Here is a 16546-nt window from a genome sequence, read left to right as displayed (position 1 = left end):
CGGCACGGGGGCTCGCGGGGTGTGGTCGTTCTGATCGTGGCAAGTGAGGGATTCGAACCCCCGAAGGCTACGCCGGCTGATTTACAGTCAGATCCCTTTGGCCGCTTGGGTAACTTGCCAGATGCGCTTCTCGTGCCACTCGGGCAACCGAAGGCGCGCACCTACAATACATGGCGTTCGGGGTGGTCTCGACCACTGGGATCCTCGTTGCCCGCGGTCTCCTCCTCCTCCCCGCCACCGACCGGAGGTTCGCTAGGCTGGCACGCATGGCAGACAGTACTTTCGACGTGGTCAGCAAGGTCGACTCGATGGAGGCCGACAACGCCCTCAATCAGGCCCGCAAAGAGGTCGAGCAGCGCTACGACTTCAAGAACGTCGGCGCCTCGATCGAGACGAGCGGCGAGAAGGTGCTCATCAAGGCCAACACCGAGGAGCGCGCCAAAGCCGTCCTCGAGGTCTACGAGTCGAAGCTGATCAAGCGCGGCATCTCGCTCAAGAGCATCAACGCCGGCGACCCCTATGCGAGCGGCAAGGAGTACCGCATCGAGGTCTCCATGAAAGACGGCATCGACCAGGAGGCCGCGAAAAAGATCAACAAGCTCATTCGCGACGAGGCTCCTAAGGGCGTCAAGAGCCAGATCCAGGGCGACGAGTTGCGCGTCTCCTCCAAGAGCCGCGACGACCTTCAGGCGACGATGGCTCTACTCAAGGGCGCCGACCTCGACGTCTCGCTGCAGTTCGTCAACTTCCGCTGAGCGCGTCCGCGGGGAGCAACCGAGAAGCCGAACCCCAGGATCCGGCCCAGCCGAGCTCCCCTGCGGCACTCGAGGCGAACTAGGCCCCGCTCACACCAGCGGCGGCCCCGCCGGAGGCGCCCACTGTCGGGCCGCCACCTCACGCGGAGCAGGCGCGACGCGCTTAGCCACGCCCCCGATGGCGCGCTCGAACGGGCCCGTGCGACCGCCCCACAGCGTGGCAACGAGGGCGCTGCCGCCGACAAAGCCCACCCAGACCACGGTGTCTCCGGTGCGTGTGAGCGTGTCGAGAAAACCGCTGTGAAAGAGGAACGCGATCACCACGAGGTGGACCGAGTAGATCGTGAGCGGCATTGCGCCGACACGCGCTAGCAACCGGAACGGGAGCATCCCCGGCGATGCGAGCCGGAGCCGGGCGAGCAGCCCGCAGATTCCGATCACGGCGAGAGCCACACCGGCGGATCCCACCATGTCGACGAGGGTGGACGAGTGCGGCTCGGAGGCGAACACGAAGTCACGAAGGCGCAGCTCGCCGCCGGATTCGTACAGCCGACCGCCGGGCAGCACGGCCTCGCCCACGCTGTAGGCGATCAGCGCCATGGCGAAGCCGAGGCCGAGCAGTCGCCCGAGCACGCGAAGTGACGAGAGATCGGAGCGCCCGACGGCGAGGCCGACGAGCAGGTAGGCGGCGAAGGTCGCGAGCGGGTAGTACAGCAGGATCTGCTGCCGAATCGGCCCCGTCGCATAGAGCGGAGTAAGCGAAGCGAACGAGATCGGCATCGCCACCAGCGCCAGGCCGGCAGCGACGAGCAGCAGCGCCCGACGCGGCCACGAGAGCGCCGGCAACAGCACGACGAAGAGCAGCCCGTACGTGGAGAGGATCACCGCGACCGGAGTCTCGAGAAGCATCAGCAGGATCCCGAGCACGAAGATCAGGATCCCGCGGACCGCGACCCGCTTCCGGGCCGTCGACAGCGCAGCACCCGTGAAGCGATGGCTCCGGCCGGTCACGAGGGCCAGGGAGACTCCGGCGAGCGTGGCGAACAGCACCGACGACCGACCGGCGACGATCGACCACCAGGTCGTGGGTTCTGTCCAGTCGACGGGCTCCTCGACGAAGACGAGGTGCGCGGCGAACATGCCGAAGAGCGCGATGCCGCGAGCGGCGTCGATGCCCACGAGCCGGGACGTCGGTCGAGGTGCGGTGGGCATGACCGCGGGGCGAGCGTTCGGATCCTGCGCTGTCATCGTCCGGGCCCCGTCACGACGGCTACTCGCCGCGCGACACCTGGATCATGTCGTCGCGGGGCACGACCTTGACGCGCGCACGGCCCTGGGGTTCGCCCAGCGCCATCTCGTGCTCGTCGAGACGGTGCCAGCCGTCGAGGTCGGTGTACTTCACCCCGCGGGAGTCGAGCAGCTCGTTGACGGACTCGAGCGACGGCTCGGCCGGGGTCCACCACGACGCCTGGTCGGTGAGAACGTGGCCCACGGTCTCCATCGCATCGCTCTTCGTGTGGCCGATGAGCCCGATGGGGCCGCGCTTGATCCAGCCGGTCGCGTAGACGCCGGGCACGAGCTGGTCGTTGTCGTCGAGCACCTGGCCCTCGTGGTTCGGGATCACACCGCGCTTCTCGTCGAACGGGATGCCGTCGAGTGGTGAGCCGAAGTAGCCGACGGCACGGTAGATCGCCTGCATGGGAATGGTGCGCATCTCTCCGGTGCCCTCGACGCCACCGGCGCCGTCGGGGCGGGTGCGCTCGTAGGTGAAGCCGGTCACGCGGCCGTCGGCGCCCTCGACCCGCACGGGCTTGGCGTAGAAGTGCAGGTGCAGGCGACGCGAGGCGCTGCCGGTCTCGCGCTGGCGCCACTGGTTCAGCACCTTGTCGATCACGAAGACCTGCTTGTTGGTCTTGATCGCCGTCTTAGACGCCTCGTCGTAGTCGAAGTCTTCGTCGTAGACGATCATGTCGACGTCGCGCAGCTCACCGAGCTCACGGAGCTCGAGCGGTGAGAACTTCACCTGCGCGGGGCCGCGGCGCCCGAAGATGTGCACGTCGGTGACGGGAGACGCCTTGAGTACGTCGTAGACGTTCTCGGGGATCTCGGTCGGCAGCAGGTCGTCGGCATGCTTCGCCAGCATGCGCGAGACGTCGAGGGCCACGTTGCCGACGCCGACGACGCCGATCGAGTGCGCGTCGAGGGGCCAGGTGCGCGGCACGTCGGGGTGGCCGTCGAACCACGAGACGAAGTCGGCGGCGCCGTAGCTGCCCTCGAGCTCGATGCCGGGGATGTCGAGGTCGGCGTCGGCAATCGCACCAGTGGAGAAGATCACCGCGTTGTAGTGCTTCTTGAGGTCGTCGAGGCTGATGTCGACGCCATAGCGCACGTTGCCGAAGATGCGGATGTCGCCGCGGTCCAGCACGTCGCGCAGCGCGTTGATGATGCCCTTGATGCGCGGGTGATCGGGGGCGACGCCGTAGCGCACCAGACCGTAGGGGGCCGGCAGCTGCTCGAACAGGTCGATCTGCACGTCGAACTGCCGTTCGGCCTTCAGGATTATGTCAGCGGCGTAGATACCGGCGGGGCCGGCTCCGACGATGGCAAGACGGAGGGTCGTCACGAATTGAGTCCTTCGATGGTGGTGAAAAGGTGTGCGTGCTGAAGCGCGTGAGCGCTGGCGCTGATCGTTCGGAGCCGAGGATCCGACGGCTCGGCTCAGGCGGTCCGCTCCACGACGCGCTGGGCGAACCGGGTCAGGGCCTTTTTGACGGGCCCCTCCGGCAGCGGAGCGAGTGCGGCGACCGCCTCGTCAGCCCAGCGCTTCGCCTCGTCGTGCGTGCGACGGGTGACGTCGTGCTCGCGAAGCTGGCGGACCGTGTCGGCGAGATCGGCTTCGCTGACCGCGCCCCCGGCCGTGGTGGCCTTGACGTTCGCCTCGATTTCGCTGAGGAGTGCCGACGAGTCGATGTCGGTCTGCGCCTCGACGCGGAGGTACATGAGCGGCAGTGTCTCGACGCCCGCGAGCAGGTCTGTGCCGGCGCGCTTGCCGGTCGTCTCCGCCTGCGGCGACAGGTCGATGACGTCGTCGATGAGCTGGAAGGCGACACCGATCTTCTCGCCGAAGTCGGAGACCGGACCGAGGTACTCGCGGGGAGCATTCGAGAACAGGACGCCAACCTTTGCGGCCATCGAGATGAGCGAACCGGTCTTGTCAGAGAGCACGTCGAGGTAATGGGCCACGGGATCGTCGTCGACGCGAGGGCCGATCGTCTCGTGGAGCTGACCGAGACAGAGGCGCTCGAAGGTCTGGGCCTGAAGCCGTATGGCCTCTTCGCCGAGGTCGGCGACGATGGTCGACGCACGAGCGAACAGCAGGTCTCCGGTGAGGATCGCCACGTTGTTGCCCCAGCGAGACTGAGCGCTCGGAACTCCGCGGCGCATTGTCGCCTCGTCCATGACGTCGTCGTGGTACAGCGACGCGAGGTGGGTGATCTCGACGGCCTGCGCGGCCGACACGACCGAGTCGGTGGCGCCGTCGCCGAGCTGCGAGATGAGAAGGGCGAGCGTGGGGCGAATACGTTTGCCGCCGGCAGCGAGAAGGTACCGGCTGGTCACGTCGGCGAGATCGTCACCGAAGGCCATCTCGACGAGGAGGCCCTCTTCGACTCGCTCGAGACCGGCGTCGATCGCCGCGACGAAACGGCGCTCCGACGCGGAGGAGAAGAGTTTTTCGGCGAGGCCCAACGACGAGCTCAAGCCGGCGGTGCGGCGGGCCGCCGGTGCACTGGGTTTCACGGGTTCACCTTCGGTCGATCAGGCGTGGGGAGCCGACGACGGGCGACGGGTCGAGGAGGCAGGCTTGCGGCCGCGATGCAGGGCAACGATGCCGGCCGTGAGGTTGCGGTACGCCACGCGGGTGAAGCCGGCGCCGCGAAGCCACTGGCTCAGCACCTGCTGCTCGGGCCACTTCTCGATGGACTCGGCGAGGTAGCTGTAGGCCGGCGAGTTGCTGGAGGTGACTTTGGCGATGCCGGGCAGGACGTGCCGCAGGTACGCCTGGTAGCCGAAGCGGAGGCCGGCGAGGGGCGGAGTCGAGAACTCGCAGATGACTAGGCGGCCACCCGGCTTGAGCACACGGTACATCTCGGCCAGCGCCGTCTTGGGGCGGTTGACGTTGCGAAGGCCGAACGAGATCGTCACGGCATCGAAAGTCTCGTCGGCGAAGGGGAGCTCTTCAGCGTCGCCGACAATGAACTCGAGGTGCGGCTGACGCTTGCGCCCGACCTCGACCATGCCCGCGGAGAAGTCGAGAGCGACGACCTCGGCCCCGGATTTGGCGATCGCGGCAGAGCTCGTGCCGGTGCCGGCGGCGATGTCGAGCACCTTCTCGCCCGCACCCGCACCGATCGCCTTTACGGTGGCAATACGCCAGAGCACGGCGTTGCCCGCGGAGAGGATGTCGTTGGTCACGTCGTAATGCGCAGCCACCCCATCGAACATGGAGGCAACCTGCTGCGGTTGCTTGTTCATATCGGCCTTGGTCACGGCTGCGATCTTACCGGCAGGGCCTGCACCCGGGCCGAGTGCAGGTGGCGTACGGCCGATGCACGACGAACGCCCAGGTCGACCGGACGGAACTCCGCGAGCGGCCCTAGGGAGCGTCGTTACGATGAGGGAGTGAAGCTCCACGTGTCGACAACCCGCATCGACGACATCGCCCCTTTCCTGGCCCACATCGACCCCCACGACCCCCTGCTGTTCATCCGGCGGGGCGACGGGATCGCCGGAATCGGCGAGGCCGTCCGGCTCGAGTTCTCCGGGCCGGAACGGATGCGCGATGCGGCCGAGGCGTGGAGGCGGCTCGCCGCCGAGGCGAGTGTCGACGACGAGGTAGCACTGGCGGGATCGGGCCTCGTGGGGTTCGGATCCTTCGCCTTCTCCGACGACTCGGAGGCGGTGAGCGTGCTCATCGTGCCGAAGATCATCCTCGGGCGGCGCGACGGCGTCGACTGGCTGACCCGGGTCGACGGCGCCGACTTCGGCGAGCGCTTCTCGCTCGGCGACGAGGTGCACCTGCAGCTCGACGAGCCGTCGTTCTCGGCCGACGAATACGCCGCGTCCGTCGAGAGGGCGGTCGAGGCGATCGGGCGCGGCGAGGTGAGCAAGGTCGTTCTCGCGCGACCGCTCGACGCCGAGCTACCCGAGGGCGCCGACCTGCGTCGCATCGCCCGCGATCTGGCCTTCGCCTACCCCGACACCTACACGTTCGCCGTCGACGGCCTCATTGGCTCGAGCCCCGAGACCCTCATCCGCTCCGAGAAGGGCGAGCTCAGCGCCCGAGTTCTCGCCGGAAGCGCCGGCCGCGGAACGGACGCCGCCTCCGACGCCGCCGCAGCCCTCGCCCTCGCGACCTCGCAGAAAGACCTCGACGAGCACGCGTTCGCGCTCCGCAGTCTGCTGATGTCGCTCGACGGGTACGCGTCTCGGATCCTGACCGGAGAATCGCCGTTCACCCTCAAGCTGCCTAACCTCTGGCACCTGGCGAGCGACGTAACCGGCCAGTTGACGGGCGACTCGAGCAGCCTCGACCTGATCGACGCGCTGCACCCGACCGCCGCCGTGGCCGGTACGCCGACGGCCGATGCTCTGCGCCTGATCGCCGCTCTCGAGCCCTTCGACCGCGGCCGCTACGCCGGCCCCGTCGGGTGGGTCGGCGCCGACGGCGACGGCGAGTGGGCGATCGCGCTGCGGTGCGCCCAGGTGGTCCGCGCCCCCGCTGGCGAGACGGCGACGATTCGCGCCTTCGCCGGTGCGGGCATCGTCGCCGAGTCGGAGGCCGGCCGCGAGGTCGCCGAGACGACGATGAAGTTCATGCCGATCGCCGACGCCCTCGGTTAGTGGTCGTTCGGTCCGCCACTGTGGAGCGGTCACACGTCGTCGACGACGCAGCACGTCCTCAGCTTGTCGCGAGCCGCACCTTCTCGGTCTCGATATCGAAGTCGGCGGCCGGCCACCCGAGGTCGAGCCCGCGGAGAGCCCCGATCAGCAACCGCTGAACGGCGACCCGAGCGAACCACTTCTTATCGGCCGGTACGACGAACCAGGGCGCCACCTCGGTCGACGTCTTCCGCAGGGCGATCTCGTACGCCTCCTGATAGTCGTTCCAGACGAGCCGCTCATCGACGTCGCCCGGGTTGTACTTCCAGAACTTGTCGGGGCGCTCGAGCCGCTCCCCCAGTCGTGCCTTCTGCTCGTCGGATGAGATGTGCAGCATGACCTTCACGATCGTCGTCCCGGACGCCGCCACTTCCGCCTCGAACACATTGATCTCGTCGTAGCGGCTCTCGATGACCTCCGGGGCGACGAGCGATCGAACCCGCCCGATGAGCACGTCTTCGTAGTGCGAGCGGTCGAAGACGCCGATCATTCCGGCATCGGGAAGCTGGTTGCGCACGCGCCAGAGGAAGTCGTGCGCGAGTTCCTCCTCGGTCGGACGCTTGAAGGCGTGGTGCGCGACGCCCTGCGGGTCGACCGCTCCGACAACGTGGCGGACGATCCCGCCCTTGCCGGCGGTATCCATTGCCTGCAGTACGAGCAGCACGCTCTTCCGACCGCCCGCGCGCGAGTCCGCGAACAGCTTCTCCTGGAGCTCGGACAGCTGCTCGGCCCCTGATTCGAGAGCCTGCACTCCGTACTTCTTGTCGCCGTCGAATCCCGGGGTCGAGCCCGGATCGATATCGGCGAGGCGCACGTCGGCGCCCACTCGAAGAGACTCGGCCGGCTCGGTCTTCCATGTCTTTGCCATGCGGCGACTCTATGCCCGGCACCCGCCCGCGCCCCGACGCGAGCCGAACCCCACCGACGAAGAGACCAGGATCCGATGAGCGTCACCGAGCGAGCGGTACCTCGATCAGCACCGGTCCGCGCGACCCGGCCAGCGCCTGCTCCAGCTCGCCGCGGGTGGATGCCCGCACGTACTCCCAGCCGTAGGCCTCGGCGAGTTTGTCGAACGAGGCGACCTGAGGCGTCAGCTGCACCCTGGTCATGAGAGCTTCCGGGGCAACGCCGGCGACCTCGAGCCCGTCGAAGATGGTGCCGCCGGAGTCGTTGCCGACGATCACCTGGATCCTCGGCTTCGCCTCGCCGACACCGAACAGGAGCGACCCCGCATCGTGCAGCAGCGTCAGGTCTCCGACGAGCACTCGCGTGATCCCGCCCGCGCCATCGGCCCACTCCTGCGCGGGAGCTCCACTCGTGCCGCCGGCCTGCGCCGCGAGACCGATGCCGGTGGCTGTCGCGATGGTGCCGTCGATCCCTGCGAGGCCGCGGTTCGCGTGGACGGCGATCCTCTTGCCGGCAACGTGCAGGTCGGCCTCGCGGATCAGTCGCGACGCCCCGAGGACGAGCCGGTCGTGCGGCCAGGTGAGCCGCCACAGCGCCTCGACGAGTGCACGCCGCGTGACCGGCCGCCGGATCGCCTCCACCTCACCCCGAAGGAACTCCGCCCGCGAGGCGCTGTCGTCGGCGACAGCCGCCTCGAGGTCGGGGGCGGTCTCGTCGTCGTCGAGCTGGGCCCGGCCGGTGTGAACCCAGGATCCGACCCACCCGCGATGGGCACGGTCGTCCGGGTCGTGCGCGCCGCTCGTGACCTCGACGGCGTCGATCACCGTCGCGCTCCTGCTCGGGTCGTACGCCTCCGGCACCCCGCCGCGCACCACGATCACCTCGACGCCCTCGCGCTTCAGCAGCGCCGGGATCTGTCGCGTCAGCGTCGGATGCCCGAAGACGACCACGCGCCGGACGGCGCCGCCGAAGCCCACGTCATCGAGCAGCAGGCGGTAGGCGGGAACGAGGTTCGGGCCGAATCGTGCACCGCTCGAGACCTCGGCGACGAGCGGGGCGCCGAGCAGGCGGGCGGTCTCTTCGGCAACGGGCCCGGCCGCGTGTCCGGCCACCACGACGGTGGCCGGGTCTGCATCGACCTCGAGCGCGAAGGGCGTGTGGGATGCGGGGAGGGTGGGCGCGGATCCTGCGTTCTGGCCGTGTTTCTGGGTCTGGTCGCTTGCCCGGCTCTGCTCTCGCGCCTCGGGAAGCGTCGTGACCGGGGCGGAGAGCGGCTCGCGGAAGGCGATGTTGAGCTGGACGGGGCCGGGGGCTGCAGGGTGAGCGGGCAAACTCGAGCGCCCGAGGGCCGCCGACATCGACTCGCTCACCAGCTGGCGGACGGCGACGGCGTCGACACCGGTGTCGGACGGGGCCTCGACGTCACGGAGCAACCGCAGCGCCTCGCCGAACAGGGCCGGCTGGTGGGTTGTCTGGTTCGAGCCGATTCCGCGCATCTCGGTGGGGCGATCGGCCGTCAGCAGCAGGAGGGGGACGCCCGAGTGGTGAGCTTCGAGGACGGCCGGATGCAGGTTCGCCACCGCGGTGCCGGACGTCGTCACCACGGCCGTGGGGATTCCACTCTCGATGGCGAGACCCAGCGCGAGAAAACCGGCCGACCGTTCGTCGATGCGCACGTGCAGGCGGAGACGCCCCGCCGCCTCGAATTCTGCGGCCGCGAGAGCGAGGGACTGAGAGCGGGATCCGGGGCTGAGCACGACATCGCGGACGCCAGCGGATTCGAGCTCAGCCAGAAGGAGGACGGCGAAATCGGTCGCGGGGCTGCCGCTCGGAGCAGGGAGGGTGGGCACGTCTTCAGTGTGCCACCCGGTGGTGGAGGGACGGTCAGCGCGTGGGCTTGCCCGGGCCGTCGTCATCGCGCTCGGCCAGCTCCTCTTCGAGCTTGCGGATACGTTCGTCGAGCGACTCCCGCTCACGGTCGCTCACCGGTGCCGCAGCCCGACCGAGAAAGTCGGGGTCGTCGTCGGGGGCGATCAGGCGCGGGCTGTCGGCGCGGCCCGCCTTGCCGAGCAACAGCCACAGGACGGCGCCGATCACCGGCAGAACCACGATGAGGAGTGCCCAGATCGGTTTGGTCAGCGAACGCACACGGTGCCGCTCGGTGAAAGCGCAATCGACCAGGGCATAGACGATGAAGGCGACCGCAGCCACCAGAAGAACGATCAGCCCTTTGACCATGCCGTGAGCCTAGGCGGGGCACCTGAGAGAGTCGCTCGAAGGGGGCGCCGAATCGCCTGACCTAGACTGCCCCACGTGAAAGCTGCTCTTCTCTACACGGGTGCCCGCATCGGGCTGTTCGCGGTCCTCTTCGCCGTTCTGAGCCTCGTGCCGGTGTTCACCGTCTACGTCGCCGCCGGCGTCGCCGCAGTGCTCGCGCTGTTGATCTCGTACATCTTCTTCGGCCGGCTGCGCGCGGGCGTCGCCGAGAACCTCGCCAAGCGCCGTGAGGCTCCCGCCCGCGATGACGACGCCGACGCCGAAGACGCCGGGCTCGACCGCAAGCCCGCTCGTCGCGCTGCGCCGTCCGAAGAGGACTAGCGGCCGCGGGTTCTGCCGTGTGGCTTTGCTAACCGTTTCACGCATCGCTTACCGAAAATTCAGTAAGTAATGCGTCGAACGGTTAGCGCAGCGGCGTCGAGCTCCGGGTCAGCCGAGCTGCAAGAAGAAGATCACGGCCGCGAGCGCGAGTGAGAAGGCCAGCGCTGAGAACGACGACAGCTTCAGAGCGAGGATCATCTCTTTCGGTGTCTTCGCTGTCACGCCGATGATGAGCGCCGGAAGCGTCAGGATCAATGTGAAGTAGACGTAGCCGCCACCGACGTAGAGTGCGACGAAGTAGGTCAGCAGCACGTAAGGCAGCAGCAGGAAGAGCGCGTAGACGATCCGCGCGCCGCGCGCACCCAGGAGTACGGCTAGCGTGCGCTTACCGGCCTGGGCGTCTTGGGGGATGTCGCGAATGTTGTTGATCATCAGCACGGCGCACGAGAAGAGGCCGATCATCACCGCCATGACCCACCCAAGCTCGGCGACACGGTGTTGTTGCACGAACTCGGTGCCGAGAGTCGCGACCAGGCCGAAGAAGACGAAGACGAAGATCTCGCCCATTGCGTTGTAGCCGTAGGGGCGCTTGCCCCCGGTGTAGAACCACGCGGCGATCACACAGACGGCGCCCACGAGGAGCAGCCACCAGAACTGGGTGACGACCACGATGGCGATGCCCGCGAGAGCGGCGACGCCGAACGAGACGAACGCGACGTTGCGGACACGCTTGGGATTGGCAACCCCACCCCCGGTGAGACGGGCTGGGCCCACTCGGTACTTGTCGGTGCCGCGGATGCCGTCGGAGTAGTCGTTGGCGTAGTTGACGCCGATCTGCAGGAACAGCGCGACCACGAGGCAGAGGACGGCGAGCGGCCAATCGAACGCATTCGCCTGGTTGGCGGCCGCACTTCCGAGAGCGACCGGCGCAATGGCGAGCGTGAGGGTGCGGGGGCGGGCTCCCGCGATCCAATCGCTTGCCGTCGCCTTCCGCGCCGGAACGCGGCCCGGTCGGCCGCCCGGACGACCGGCGGGTTTGCGCGTGGACTTGCTCTTCGACTTCGACTGGGACACGCCGGAAGTTTACCGTCGCGGGGTAGCAGGCAAGCGCCGCAGACGTTACGGGTGCCACTGAATTCAGGCTCTGGGGCGGCCCGACACGGGTCAGCCGCCCGACGCCGCCCGAGCCTCGGCCCGGTCGACCGCCTCGCGCAGAAAGAGGCCGAGCGCGGGCCCGAGCGTCGCGGCGTACTGCGGCGCGAGGTGGTTGTAGTCGCGGTAGACCTTGACGCCATCGACCTCGACCTTGCACGCGTCGTAGTCGCAGAGGCGGTCGGTCGTGGTGAAGATCGGCGCGACGCCGCGCTGCGCCTGAACTCGCGCCGAGAGCGCCTGCAGGGGTGCGATCTGGTCGAGTGCCTCGCCGCGGGGCGAGGCGCAGGAGCGCGCCGTGCCGCCCGGCGCCGCCAGGCACGCACCGGGGTCGTAGTGAAGTCGGGGATTGTCACGGATCGCCGCGATCTCGCCGGTCGACCTCGACGTCTGGTCGATCCACTTCTCGTAGGCGTCTACCCAGACCTTCTTCTGCGCGGAGTCGGAGAGCACGGCGCCCTCCGTCGAGCGAATCCGCCCGAGGTAGGCCTCGGCCTGCGAGATCACCACCGCCGTGGGGTGCAGGTCGGCGACCACACGCGCCGTCTCGTCGCGGAACTTCTGACACCCCGCGGGCGCCTTGCCGGTCGTCATGACCGTCGTCACGTCGATCGCCGGACAGGCGCTCCGCCAGCGGTAGACGAGGCGGATCTTCTCGCGCCGGGCCGCCTCGCCGAGAGCCGCCTCGAAATGGCCGGCGTGGGAGTCGCCGACGACGACCACCACGGTCGAGCTCGTCACATCGCCCAGGATGCAGAGAGGAACCCCCGACGCCGATTTCTCTGTCGAGAGGCACGCGTCGGACGGCAGCTCGTCCGACGAAGTCGCGGCGAGTTGCTCTGCCGCCTCAGCGGCCGATCGCCCTTGAAACCAGGTGGCGCCCGAGAAGACGCCGGCCACCAGCACGAAGGCGCCGGCTGCTACGAACGAGACCCGTGCCGAGCGGGCGAGAGGCGGAGCGAACCGGACCGGGTTCTCGAAGAAGGCATAGGCCGATGCGCCGACGACAAGAGCGAGAAGGCCCGCGGCGATGGGAATCCAGGGCGATTCGGAACGAAGGGCCACGGGTAGGAGAACCATGAGCGGCCAATGCCAGAGATACCAGGAGTACGACACCGTGCCGAGAAAACGGAGCGGTCGCGCCTCGAGCACCCGCGTGGGCAGCGTGGTCGAGCCCGAGGGCGGACCGAGACCGCCGACGATCACCAGCAGCGTAGCCACGACGGGAAGCATCGCGGCCACACCCGGGTAGGGAGTATCAGACGGCAGCCCGACAACGATCGCCACGAGGCCGAGCACCCCGGCGCCGCCGCAGACCGCGCGAACCACGCCCGACCCGATCAGGCCGACGGGAACGAGCGCGAGCAGGCCCGCGAGTGCGAACTCCCAGGCGCGGGTGGGCAGCAGATAGAAGGCCGCTTGCGGGTGGGAGGGCGTCGCAAAAGCCGACAGGGCCAAGGATCCGGCCCCGACGACCCCGAACACCGCCGCGAGAGCCACTCGTGGCCCGCATCCGGCCCGCACGGCCACGCTCACCACGGCGACGAGCAGCACGGGCCACACGAGGTAGAACTGCTCTTCGACGCTCAGCGACCAGGTGTGGAGGTAGGGCTGCGGCACCATCAGGTCGTGGGTGAAGTAGTCGTCTGGCTGACGGGCGAAGAAGAAGTTCGACACGAAGAGCAGAGCCGCACCCGCCTGCTTGCCGATCGACAGCCAGTCGACCGGCGGGAGAAAGAGCAGTGCCAGGGGCAGGGTCAAGACGATCATCAGCGCGGCCGCGGGCACGAGGCGACGGAGGCGCTTGGCCCAGAAGCGGCCGAGGTGGAGGCGGCCGGTCGTCTCGAGCTCGCGGAGGAGCTGCCCCGTGATGAGAAAGCCCGAGATGACGAAGAAGACGTCGACTCCGACGAAGCCGCCGGTGAACCCGGGCACGCCGGCGTGGAAGGCGACGACCGGGACGATGGCGAGCGCGCGGAGGCCGGTGATGTCGTGCCGCATCGCTCTCTGGTGCATGCCATCCCCCTCGCGCTCGATCAGCCCAGTGGGTATGCATTATGTCACCTATCTCATGCCAAGCGCGCCAGCTGTCCACGGTCGGGTTTGCCGCTCGGCAGCAGCGGAATGGAGTCGACGACGACGAGACGGTCGGGTGCAGCCGATCGGCCCACGACCGAGGTCACGGCTGCACGAAGAGCAGCGAGGTCGATCGGCGGCGCGACCGCGACCACGACGGGCACCTCACCCCAGCGCTCCGACGGCGCCCTGACCACGACTGCGTCGGCGAACCCCGGCAACTCGCGGACGGCGCGCTCGACCACGCCGAGCGAGACCTTCTCACCGCCCGAGATGATCACGTCGTCGAGTCGGCCGATCACAGTGACCCTGCCGTCGGGGCCGACGGATCCTGCGTCTCCGGTGCGATACCACCGCCGCCCCTCGCGCTCGACGAAGGCGGCCTCGGTGCGAGCGGGATCGCGCAGGTAGTACTCGGCGAGGGTCGGCCCCGAGAGCTCGAGCTGGCCGTCGACCACCGCGGCCAGTGTCTGGCCGACCGGAACGCCGTCGTAGACACAACCGCCACTGGTCTCGCTCGACCCGTAGGTGCGCACGACCCGCACACCGGCCTTCTCGGCACGAGAAAGCAGCGCCGCGGGCGTGGCCTGACCACCGACGAGGACCGCGTCGAAGCGGCCGACGATCCGCTGGCCCGCCCGATCGACCTCGGCGAGATCGAGCACACGGCCGAGCTGAGCGGGCACCAGCGACGTGTACCGGAACGCGTGAGTGAGACTCGCCGCCGCGTCGAGGAACGCCTGCGGATCGAAGTGCCCCACCGGCAGGAGCGCCGGCTCGGTGTTGGCAGCGATCGACCGGACCAGCACGTTGAGCCCCGCGACGTAGTGCCCCGGCAGAGCCAGGACCCACTGCCCCGGGCCGCTCAGGGCAGCATCGGCCGCCGCGGCGCCGGAGAGCAGGGCACCGGCCGACAGGGCGACACGCTTCGCCTGCCCGGTGGAGCCGCTCGTCTCGATGACGACCGCGACGCGCTTCTCGACCTCCACCGGAAGGTCGACCGGCACCGAGTCGTCAATGCGGGGGTTGATCGCCGGTCCGCCCGACAGTGCGGCACGCAGCGCGACCATCACTGCCTGTGGTGAGCGCGCGTCGATCGCCCGAAGCTCGTGCGTCACAGCGCAACCGCGCTCACGTCAGAACTGCCAGGGGTAGGGCGACCAGTCGGGCGAGCGCTTCTCGAGGAACGCGTCGCGCCCTTCGACCGCCTCGTCGGTGCCGTAGGCCAACCGCGTCGCCTCGCCGGCGAACACCTGCTGGCCGACCATGCCGTCGTCGACGGCGTTGAACGAGAACTTCAGCATGCGGATCGCGGTCGGCGACTTGCCCATGATGATCCGGGCCCAGCGGAGAGCCTCGACTTCGAGGTCTTTGTGATCGACGACGGCGTTGACGGCGCCCATCTCGTAGGCACGCTGGGCGGAGTACTCCTGGGCCAGGAAGAACACCTCGCGGGCCAGCTTCTGGCCGATCTGCCGGGCGTAGTAGGCGCTGCCGTAGCCGCCGTCGAACGAGCCGACGTCGGCGTCGGTCTGCTTGAACCGGCCATGCTCGCGGCTGGCGATGGTCAGGTCGGCGACGGCGTGCAGCGAGTGGCCACCGCCCGCGGCCCAGCCGGGAACGACGGCGATGACGACCTTCGGCATGGTGCGCATGAGCCGCTGCACCTCGAGGATGTGCAGGCGGCCGTTGCGGGCGGGGTCGGGTTTGAGGGCCTCGTCACCTTCGTATTTGTAACCGTCTCGCCCCCGGATCCTTTGGTCTCCGCCCGAGCAGAATGCCCAGCCGCCGTCTTTCGCGCTGGGGCCGTTGCCCGTGAGCAGCACGACGCCGATCTTCGGGTTCATGCGCGCGTCGTCGAGAGCGCGGTAGAGCTCGTCGACCGTGTGCGGCCGGAAGGCGTTGCGCACCTCGGGGCGGTCGAACGCGATGCGTGCGACCTGGCCATTCACGTCGTGGTGGTACGTGATGTCGGTGAGCTCACCCGCTCCCGGCGCCTCTCGCCACTCGGTCGGATCGAACAGGTCGGAGACGGTGTCGCTCATGCCGCCAGCCTATCGACCGGGGCCGAGTGGAAGACTCGGGGCATGCTCCCCTCCCCTTCGCCGCTGCCCCCGCTCGGCGACCTCACCCGCGACGCGTTCGTGGTCGCCCTGCCGCTCCGCAATCGCTTTCGCGGGGTCGACGTGCGCGAGGCGCTTCTCGTCGAGGGCCCGAACGGCTGGACCGAGTTCAGCCCGTTCGTCGAGTACGACGCCAACGAGGCCTCGTCGTGGCTCGCCGCGACCGTCGACTTCGGCTGGGGCCACCTGCCTGAACCGCTGCGGACGAGGATCCCGGTCAACGCCACTCTCCCCGCCGTAGCGGCCGACCTGGTGCCCTCGATCCTCGCCCGCTACCCCGGCTGCCGCACCGTCAAGGTCAAGGTGGCCGAACCCGGCCAGACCCTCGCCGACGACGTCGCACGGGTCGCAGCAGCGCGCGAGTTCGTCGGGCCCGGTGGGCGCGTGCGCGTCGACGCCAACATGCACTGGACGGTCGACGAGACGCTCCGCGCCTTGGAGGCGCTCGCGCCGTTCGACCTGGAGTACGTGGAGCAGCCGTGCCGAACCATCGCCGAGTTGGCCGCCGTGCGTGCCGCGGAAACGGGCGTCCCGGTCGCCGCCGACGAGAGCGTGCGCAAAGCTGCCGACCCGCTCGCGGTCGCTCGCGCCGGCGCCGCCGACCTGCTCGTGATCAAGGCTCAACCGCTGGGCGGGGTGACCGCAGCGTCGCACATCGTCGAGGAGGCCGGGTTGCCCGTCGTCGTCTCGAGTGCGATCGACACGTCGGTCGGGCTGTCGATGGGGGCCCACCTCGCTGCTGCCGTGCCGACCCTCGACCACGACTGCGGGCTCGGCACGGCGGCCATGCTCACCGCCGACGTCTCGCGCGAGCCGCTGCTGCCGGAGAGCGGCGGCATCGACGTGCGACGGGTCAACGTTGACATCGACCTGCTGCGGGCCTCCGCCGCTCCGGTCGAGCGCCGAGCGTGGTGGCTCGACCGGGTGCGGGCGGCTTATGAGGTGCTCGAAACGCACTAAACCCGCTCAGTCGGCCTAAACACCTGCCCTAGGAGC

Annotated in this window: 15 protein-coding genes and 1 tRNA gene; 4 read left to right on the top strand and 12 right to left on the bottom strand. The window is 69.0% G+C overall.

What is annotated here, in order from left to right; translation table 11 throughout:
* Positions 1–37 precede the first annotated feature (37 nt).
* Positions 38–119 (bottom strand) — tRNA-Tyr (locus tag EDF39_RS07660).
* 147 nt (positions 120–266) lie between these two features.
* Between EDF39_RS07660 and EDF39_RS07655 the strand changes: the two genes are divergently transcribed.
* Positions 267–755, top strand: coding sequence for a YajQ family cyclic di-GMP-binding protein (locus EDF39_RS07655; protein ID WP_123941850.1), 489 nt, complete (start codon positions 267–269; stop codon positions 753–755).
* Positions 756–845: 90 nt separating this feature from the next.
* Here the strand turns inward: EDF39_RS07655 and EDF39_RS07650 are convergent, their stop codons facing one another.
* The 4 genes from EDF39_RS07650 to EDF39_RS07635 form a co-directional block, all read right to left on the bottom strand.
* Positions 846–1967, bottom strand: a complete 1122-nt coding sequence (locus EDF39_RS07650; protein ID WP_158613188.1) for a heparan-alpha-glucosaminide N-acetyltransferase domain-containing protein — start codon at positions 1965–1967, stop codon at positions 846–848.
* Positions 1968–2025: 58 nt separating this feature from the next.
* Positions 2026–3378 (bottom strand): hypothetical protein, encoded by a 1353-nt coding sequence (locus tag EDF39_RS07645; protein WP_055959658.1) that lies wholly within the window; start codon positions 3376–3378, stop codon positions 2026–2028.
* A gap of 95 nt (positions 3379–3473) precedes the next feature.
* Positions 3474–4553: a polyprenyl synthetase family protein gene (locus EDF39_RS07640; protein WP_055959660.1), complete on the bottom strand. Its 1080-nt coding sequence runs from the start codon at positions 4551–4553 to the stop codon at positions 3474–3476.
* Between the two features lie 18 nt (positions 4554–4571).
* Entirely contained in the window at positions 4572–5303 is a 732-nt protein-coding gene (locus EDF39_RS07635) for a demethylmenaquinone methyltransferase (RefSeq protein ID WP_199726158.1), read from the bottom strand.
* A gap of 132 nt (positions 5304–5435) precedes the next feature.
* Here EDF39_RS07635 and EDF39_RS07630 point away from each other — a divergent pair, with 132 nt between their 5' ends.
* Positions 5436–6656 carry an isochorismate synthase MenF gene (locus EDF39_RS07630; RefSeq protein ID WP_233573006.1) on the top strand — a complete coding sequence of 407 codons (1221 nt, stop codon included), beginning with the start codon at positions 5436–5438 and terminating at the stop codon, positions 6654–6656.
* Between the two features lie 58 nt (positions 6657–6714).
* Here EDF39_RS07630 and EDF39_RS07625 read toward each other — a convergent pair whose 3' ends face one another.
* The 3 genes from EDF39_RS07625 to EDF39_RS07615 form a co-directional block, all read right to left on the bottom strand.
* Positions 6715–7563 (bottom strand): PPK2 family polyphosphate kinase, encoded by an 849-nt coding sequence (locus EDF39_RS07625; protein WP_123941844.1) that lies wholly within the window; start codon positions 7561–7563, stop codon positions 6715–6717.
* Positions 7564–7645: 82 nt separating this feature from the next.
* The gene (menD, locus tag EDF39_RS07620) at positions 7646–9451 is read right to left on the bottom strand and encodes a 2-succinyl-5-enolpyruvyl-6-hydroxy-3-cyclohexene-1-carboxylic-acid synthase (RefSeq protein WP_370275164.1); all 1806 of its coding nucleotides are present in this window, start codon (positions 9449–9451) and stop codon (positions 7646–7648) included.
* A gap of 34 nt (positions 9452–9485) precedes the next feature.
* Complete coding sequence (locus EDF39_RS07615) at positions 9486–9839, bottom strand: PLD nuclease N-terminal domain-containing protein (protein WP_123941840.1); 354 nt, start codon at positions 9837–9839, stop codon at positions 9486–9488.
* 75 nt (positions 9840–9914) lie between these two features.
* On the opposite strand from EDF39_RS07615, the gene EDF39_RS07610 reads away from it, so the two are divergent.
* Positions 9915–10199, top strand: a complete 285-nt coding sequence (locus EDF39_RS07610; RefSeq protein WP_158613187.1) for a DUF4229 domain-containing protein — start codon at positions 9915–9917, stop codon at positions 10197–10199.
* 108 nt (positions 10200–10307) lie between these two features.
* On the opposite strand, the gene EDF39_RS07605 is transcribed toward EDF39_RS07610, so the two are convergent.
* The 4 genes from EDF39_RS07605 to EDF39_RS07590 all read right to left on the bottom strand — a co-directional run bounded on the left by EDF39_RS07605 (position 10308) and on the right by EDF39_RS07590 (position 15472).
* Positions 10308–11273 carry a 1,4-dihydroxy-2-naphthoate polyprenyltransferase gene (locus EDF39_RS07605; protein WP_123941836.1) on the bottom strand — a complete coding sequence of 322 codons (966 nt, stop codon included), beginning with the start codon at positions 11271–11273 and terminating at the stop codon, positions 10308–10310.
* A 90-nt stretch (positions 11274–11363) separates the two neighbouring features.
* A complete protein-coding gene (locus tag EDF39_RS07600; RefSeq protein ID WP_123941834.1) occupies positions 11364–13367 on the bottom strand; it encodes an acyltransferase family protein in 2004 nt (667 codons plus the stop codon).
* Between the two features lie 53 nt (positions 13368–13420).
* Positions 13421–14545, bottom strand: a complete 1125-nt coding sequence (locus EDF39_RS07595; RefSeq protein ID WP_233573005.1) for an AMP-binding protein — start codon at positions 14543–14545, stop codon at positions 13421–13423.
* Positions 14546–14563: 18 nt separating this feature from the next.
* Positions 14564–15472, bottom strand: a complete 909-nt coding sequence (locus EDF39_RS07590) for a 1,4-dihydroxy-2-naphthoyl-CoA synthase (RefSeq protein WP_055959681.1) — start codon at positions 15470–15472, stop codon at positions 14564–14566.
* Positions 15473–15514: 42 nt separating this feature from the next.
* Between EDF39_RS07590 and EDF39_RS07585 the strand changes: the two genes are divergently transcribed.
* The gene (locus EDF39_RS07585) at positions 15515–16510 is read left to right on the top strand and encodes an o-succinylbenzoate synthase (RefSeq protein ID WP_123941832.1); all 996 of its coding nucleotides are present in this window, start codon (positions 15515–15517) and stop codon (positions 16508–16510) included.
* Positions 16511–16546: the final 36 nt, after the last annotated feature.

It is taken from the genome of Frondihabitans sp. PhB161 (genome assembly GCF_003814635.1).
Lineage (GTDB): Bacteria > Actinomycetota > Actinomycetes > Actinomycetales > Microbacteriaceae > Frondihabitans.
This window is presented reverse-complemented; position numbering and strand designations above follow the sequence as displayed.

Bases quoted from the DNA above. Each gene is read 5' to 3' on its own strand.
- EDF39_RS07655 (WP_123941850.1), top strand. From the start codon at position 267: ATGGCAGACAGTACTTTCGACGTGGTCAGCAAGGTCGACTCGATGGAG.
- EDF39_RS07650 (WP_158613188.1), bottom strand. From the start codon at position 1,967: ATGCCCACCGCACCTCGACCGACGTCCCGGCTCGTGGGCATCGACGCC.
- EDF39_RS07625 (WP_123941844.1), bottom strand. From the start codon at position 7,563: ATGGCAAAGACATGGAAGACCGAGCCGGCCGAGTCTCTTCGAGTGGGC.
- EDF39_RS07615 (WP_123941840.1), bottom strand. From the start codon at position 9,839: ATGGTCAAAGGGCTGATCGTTCTTCTGGTGGCTGCGGTCGCCTTCATC.
- EDF39_RS07600 (WP_123941834.1), bottom strand. From the start codon at position 13,367: ATGCACCAGAGAGCGATGCGGCACGACATCACCGGCCTCCGCGCGCTC.
- EDF39_RS07590 (WP_055959681.1), bottom strand. From the start codon at position 15,472: ATGAGCGACACCGTCTCCGACCTGTTCGATCCGACCGAGTGGCGAGAG.
- EDF39_RS07585 (WP_123941832.1), top strand. From the start codon at position 15,515: ATGCTCCCCTCCCCTTCGCCGCTGCCCCCGCTCGGCGACCTCACCCGC.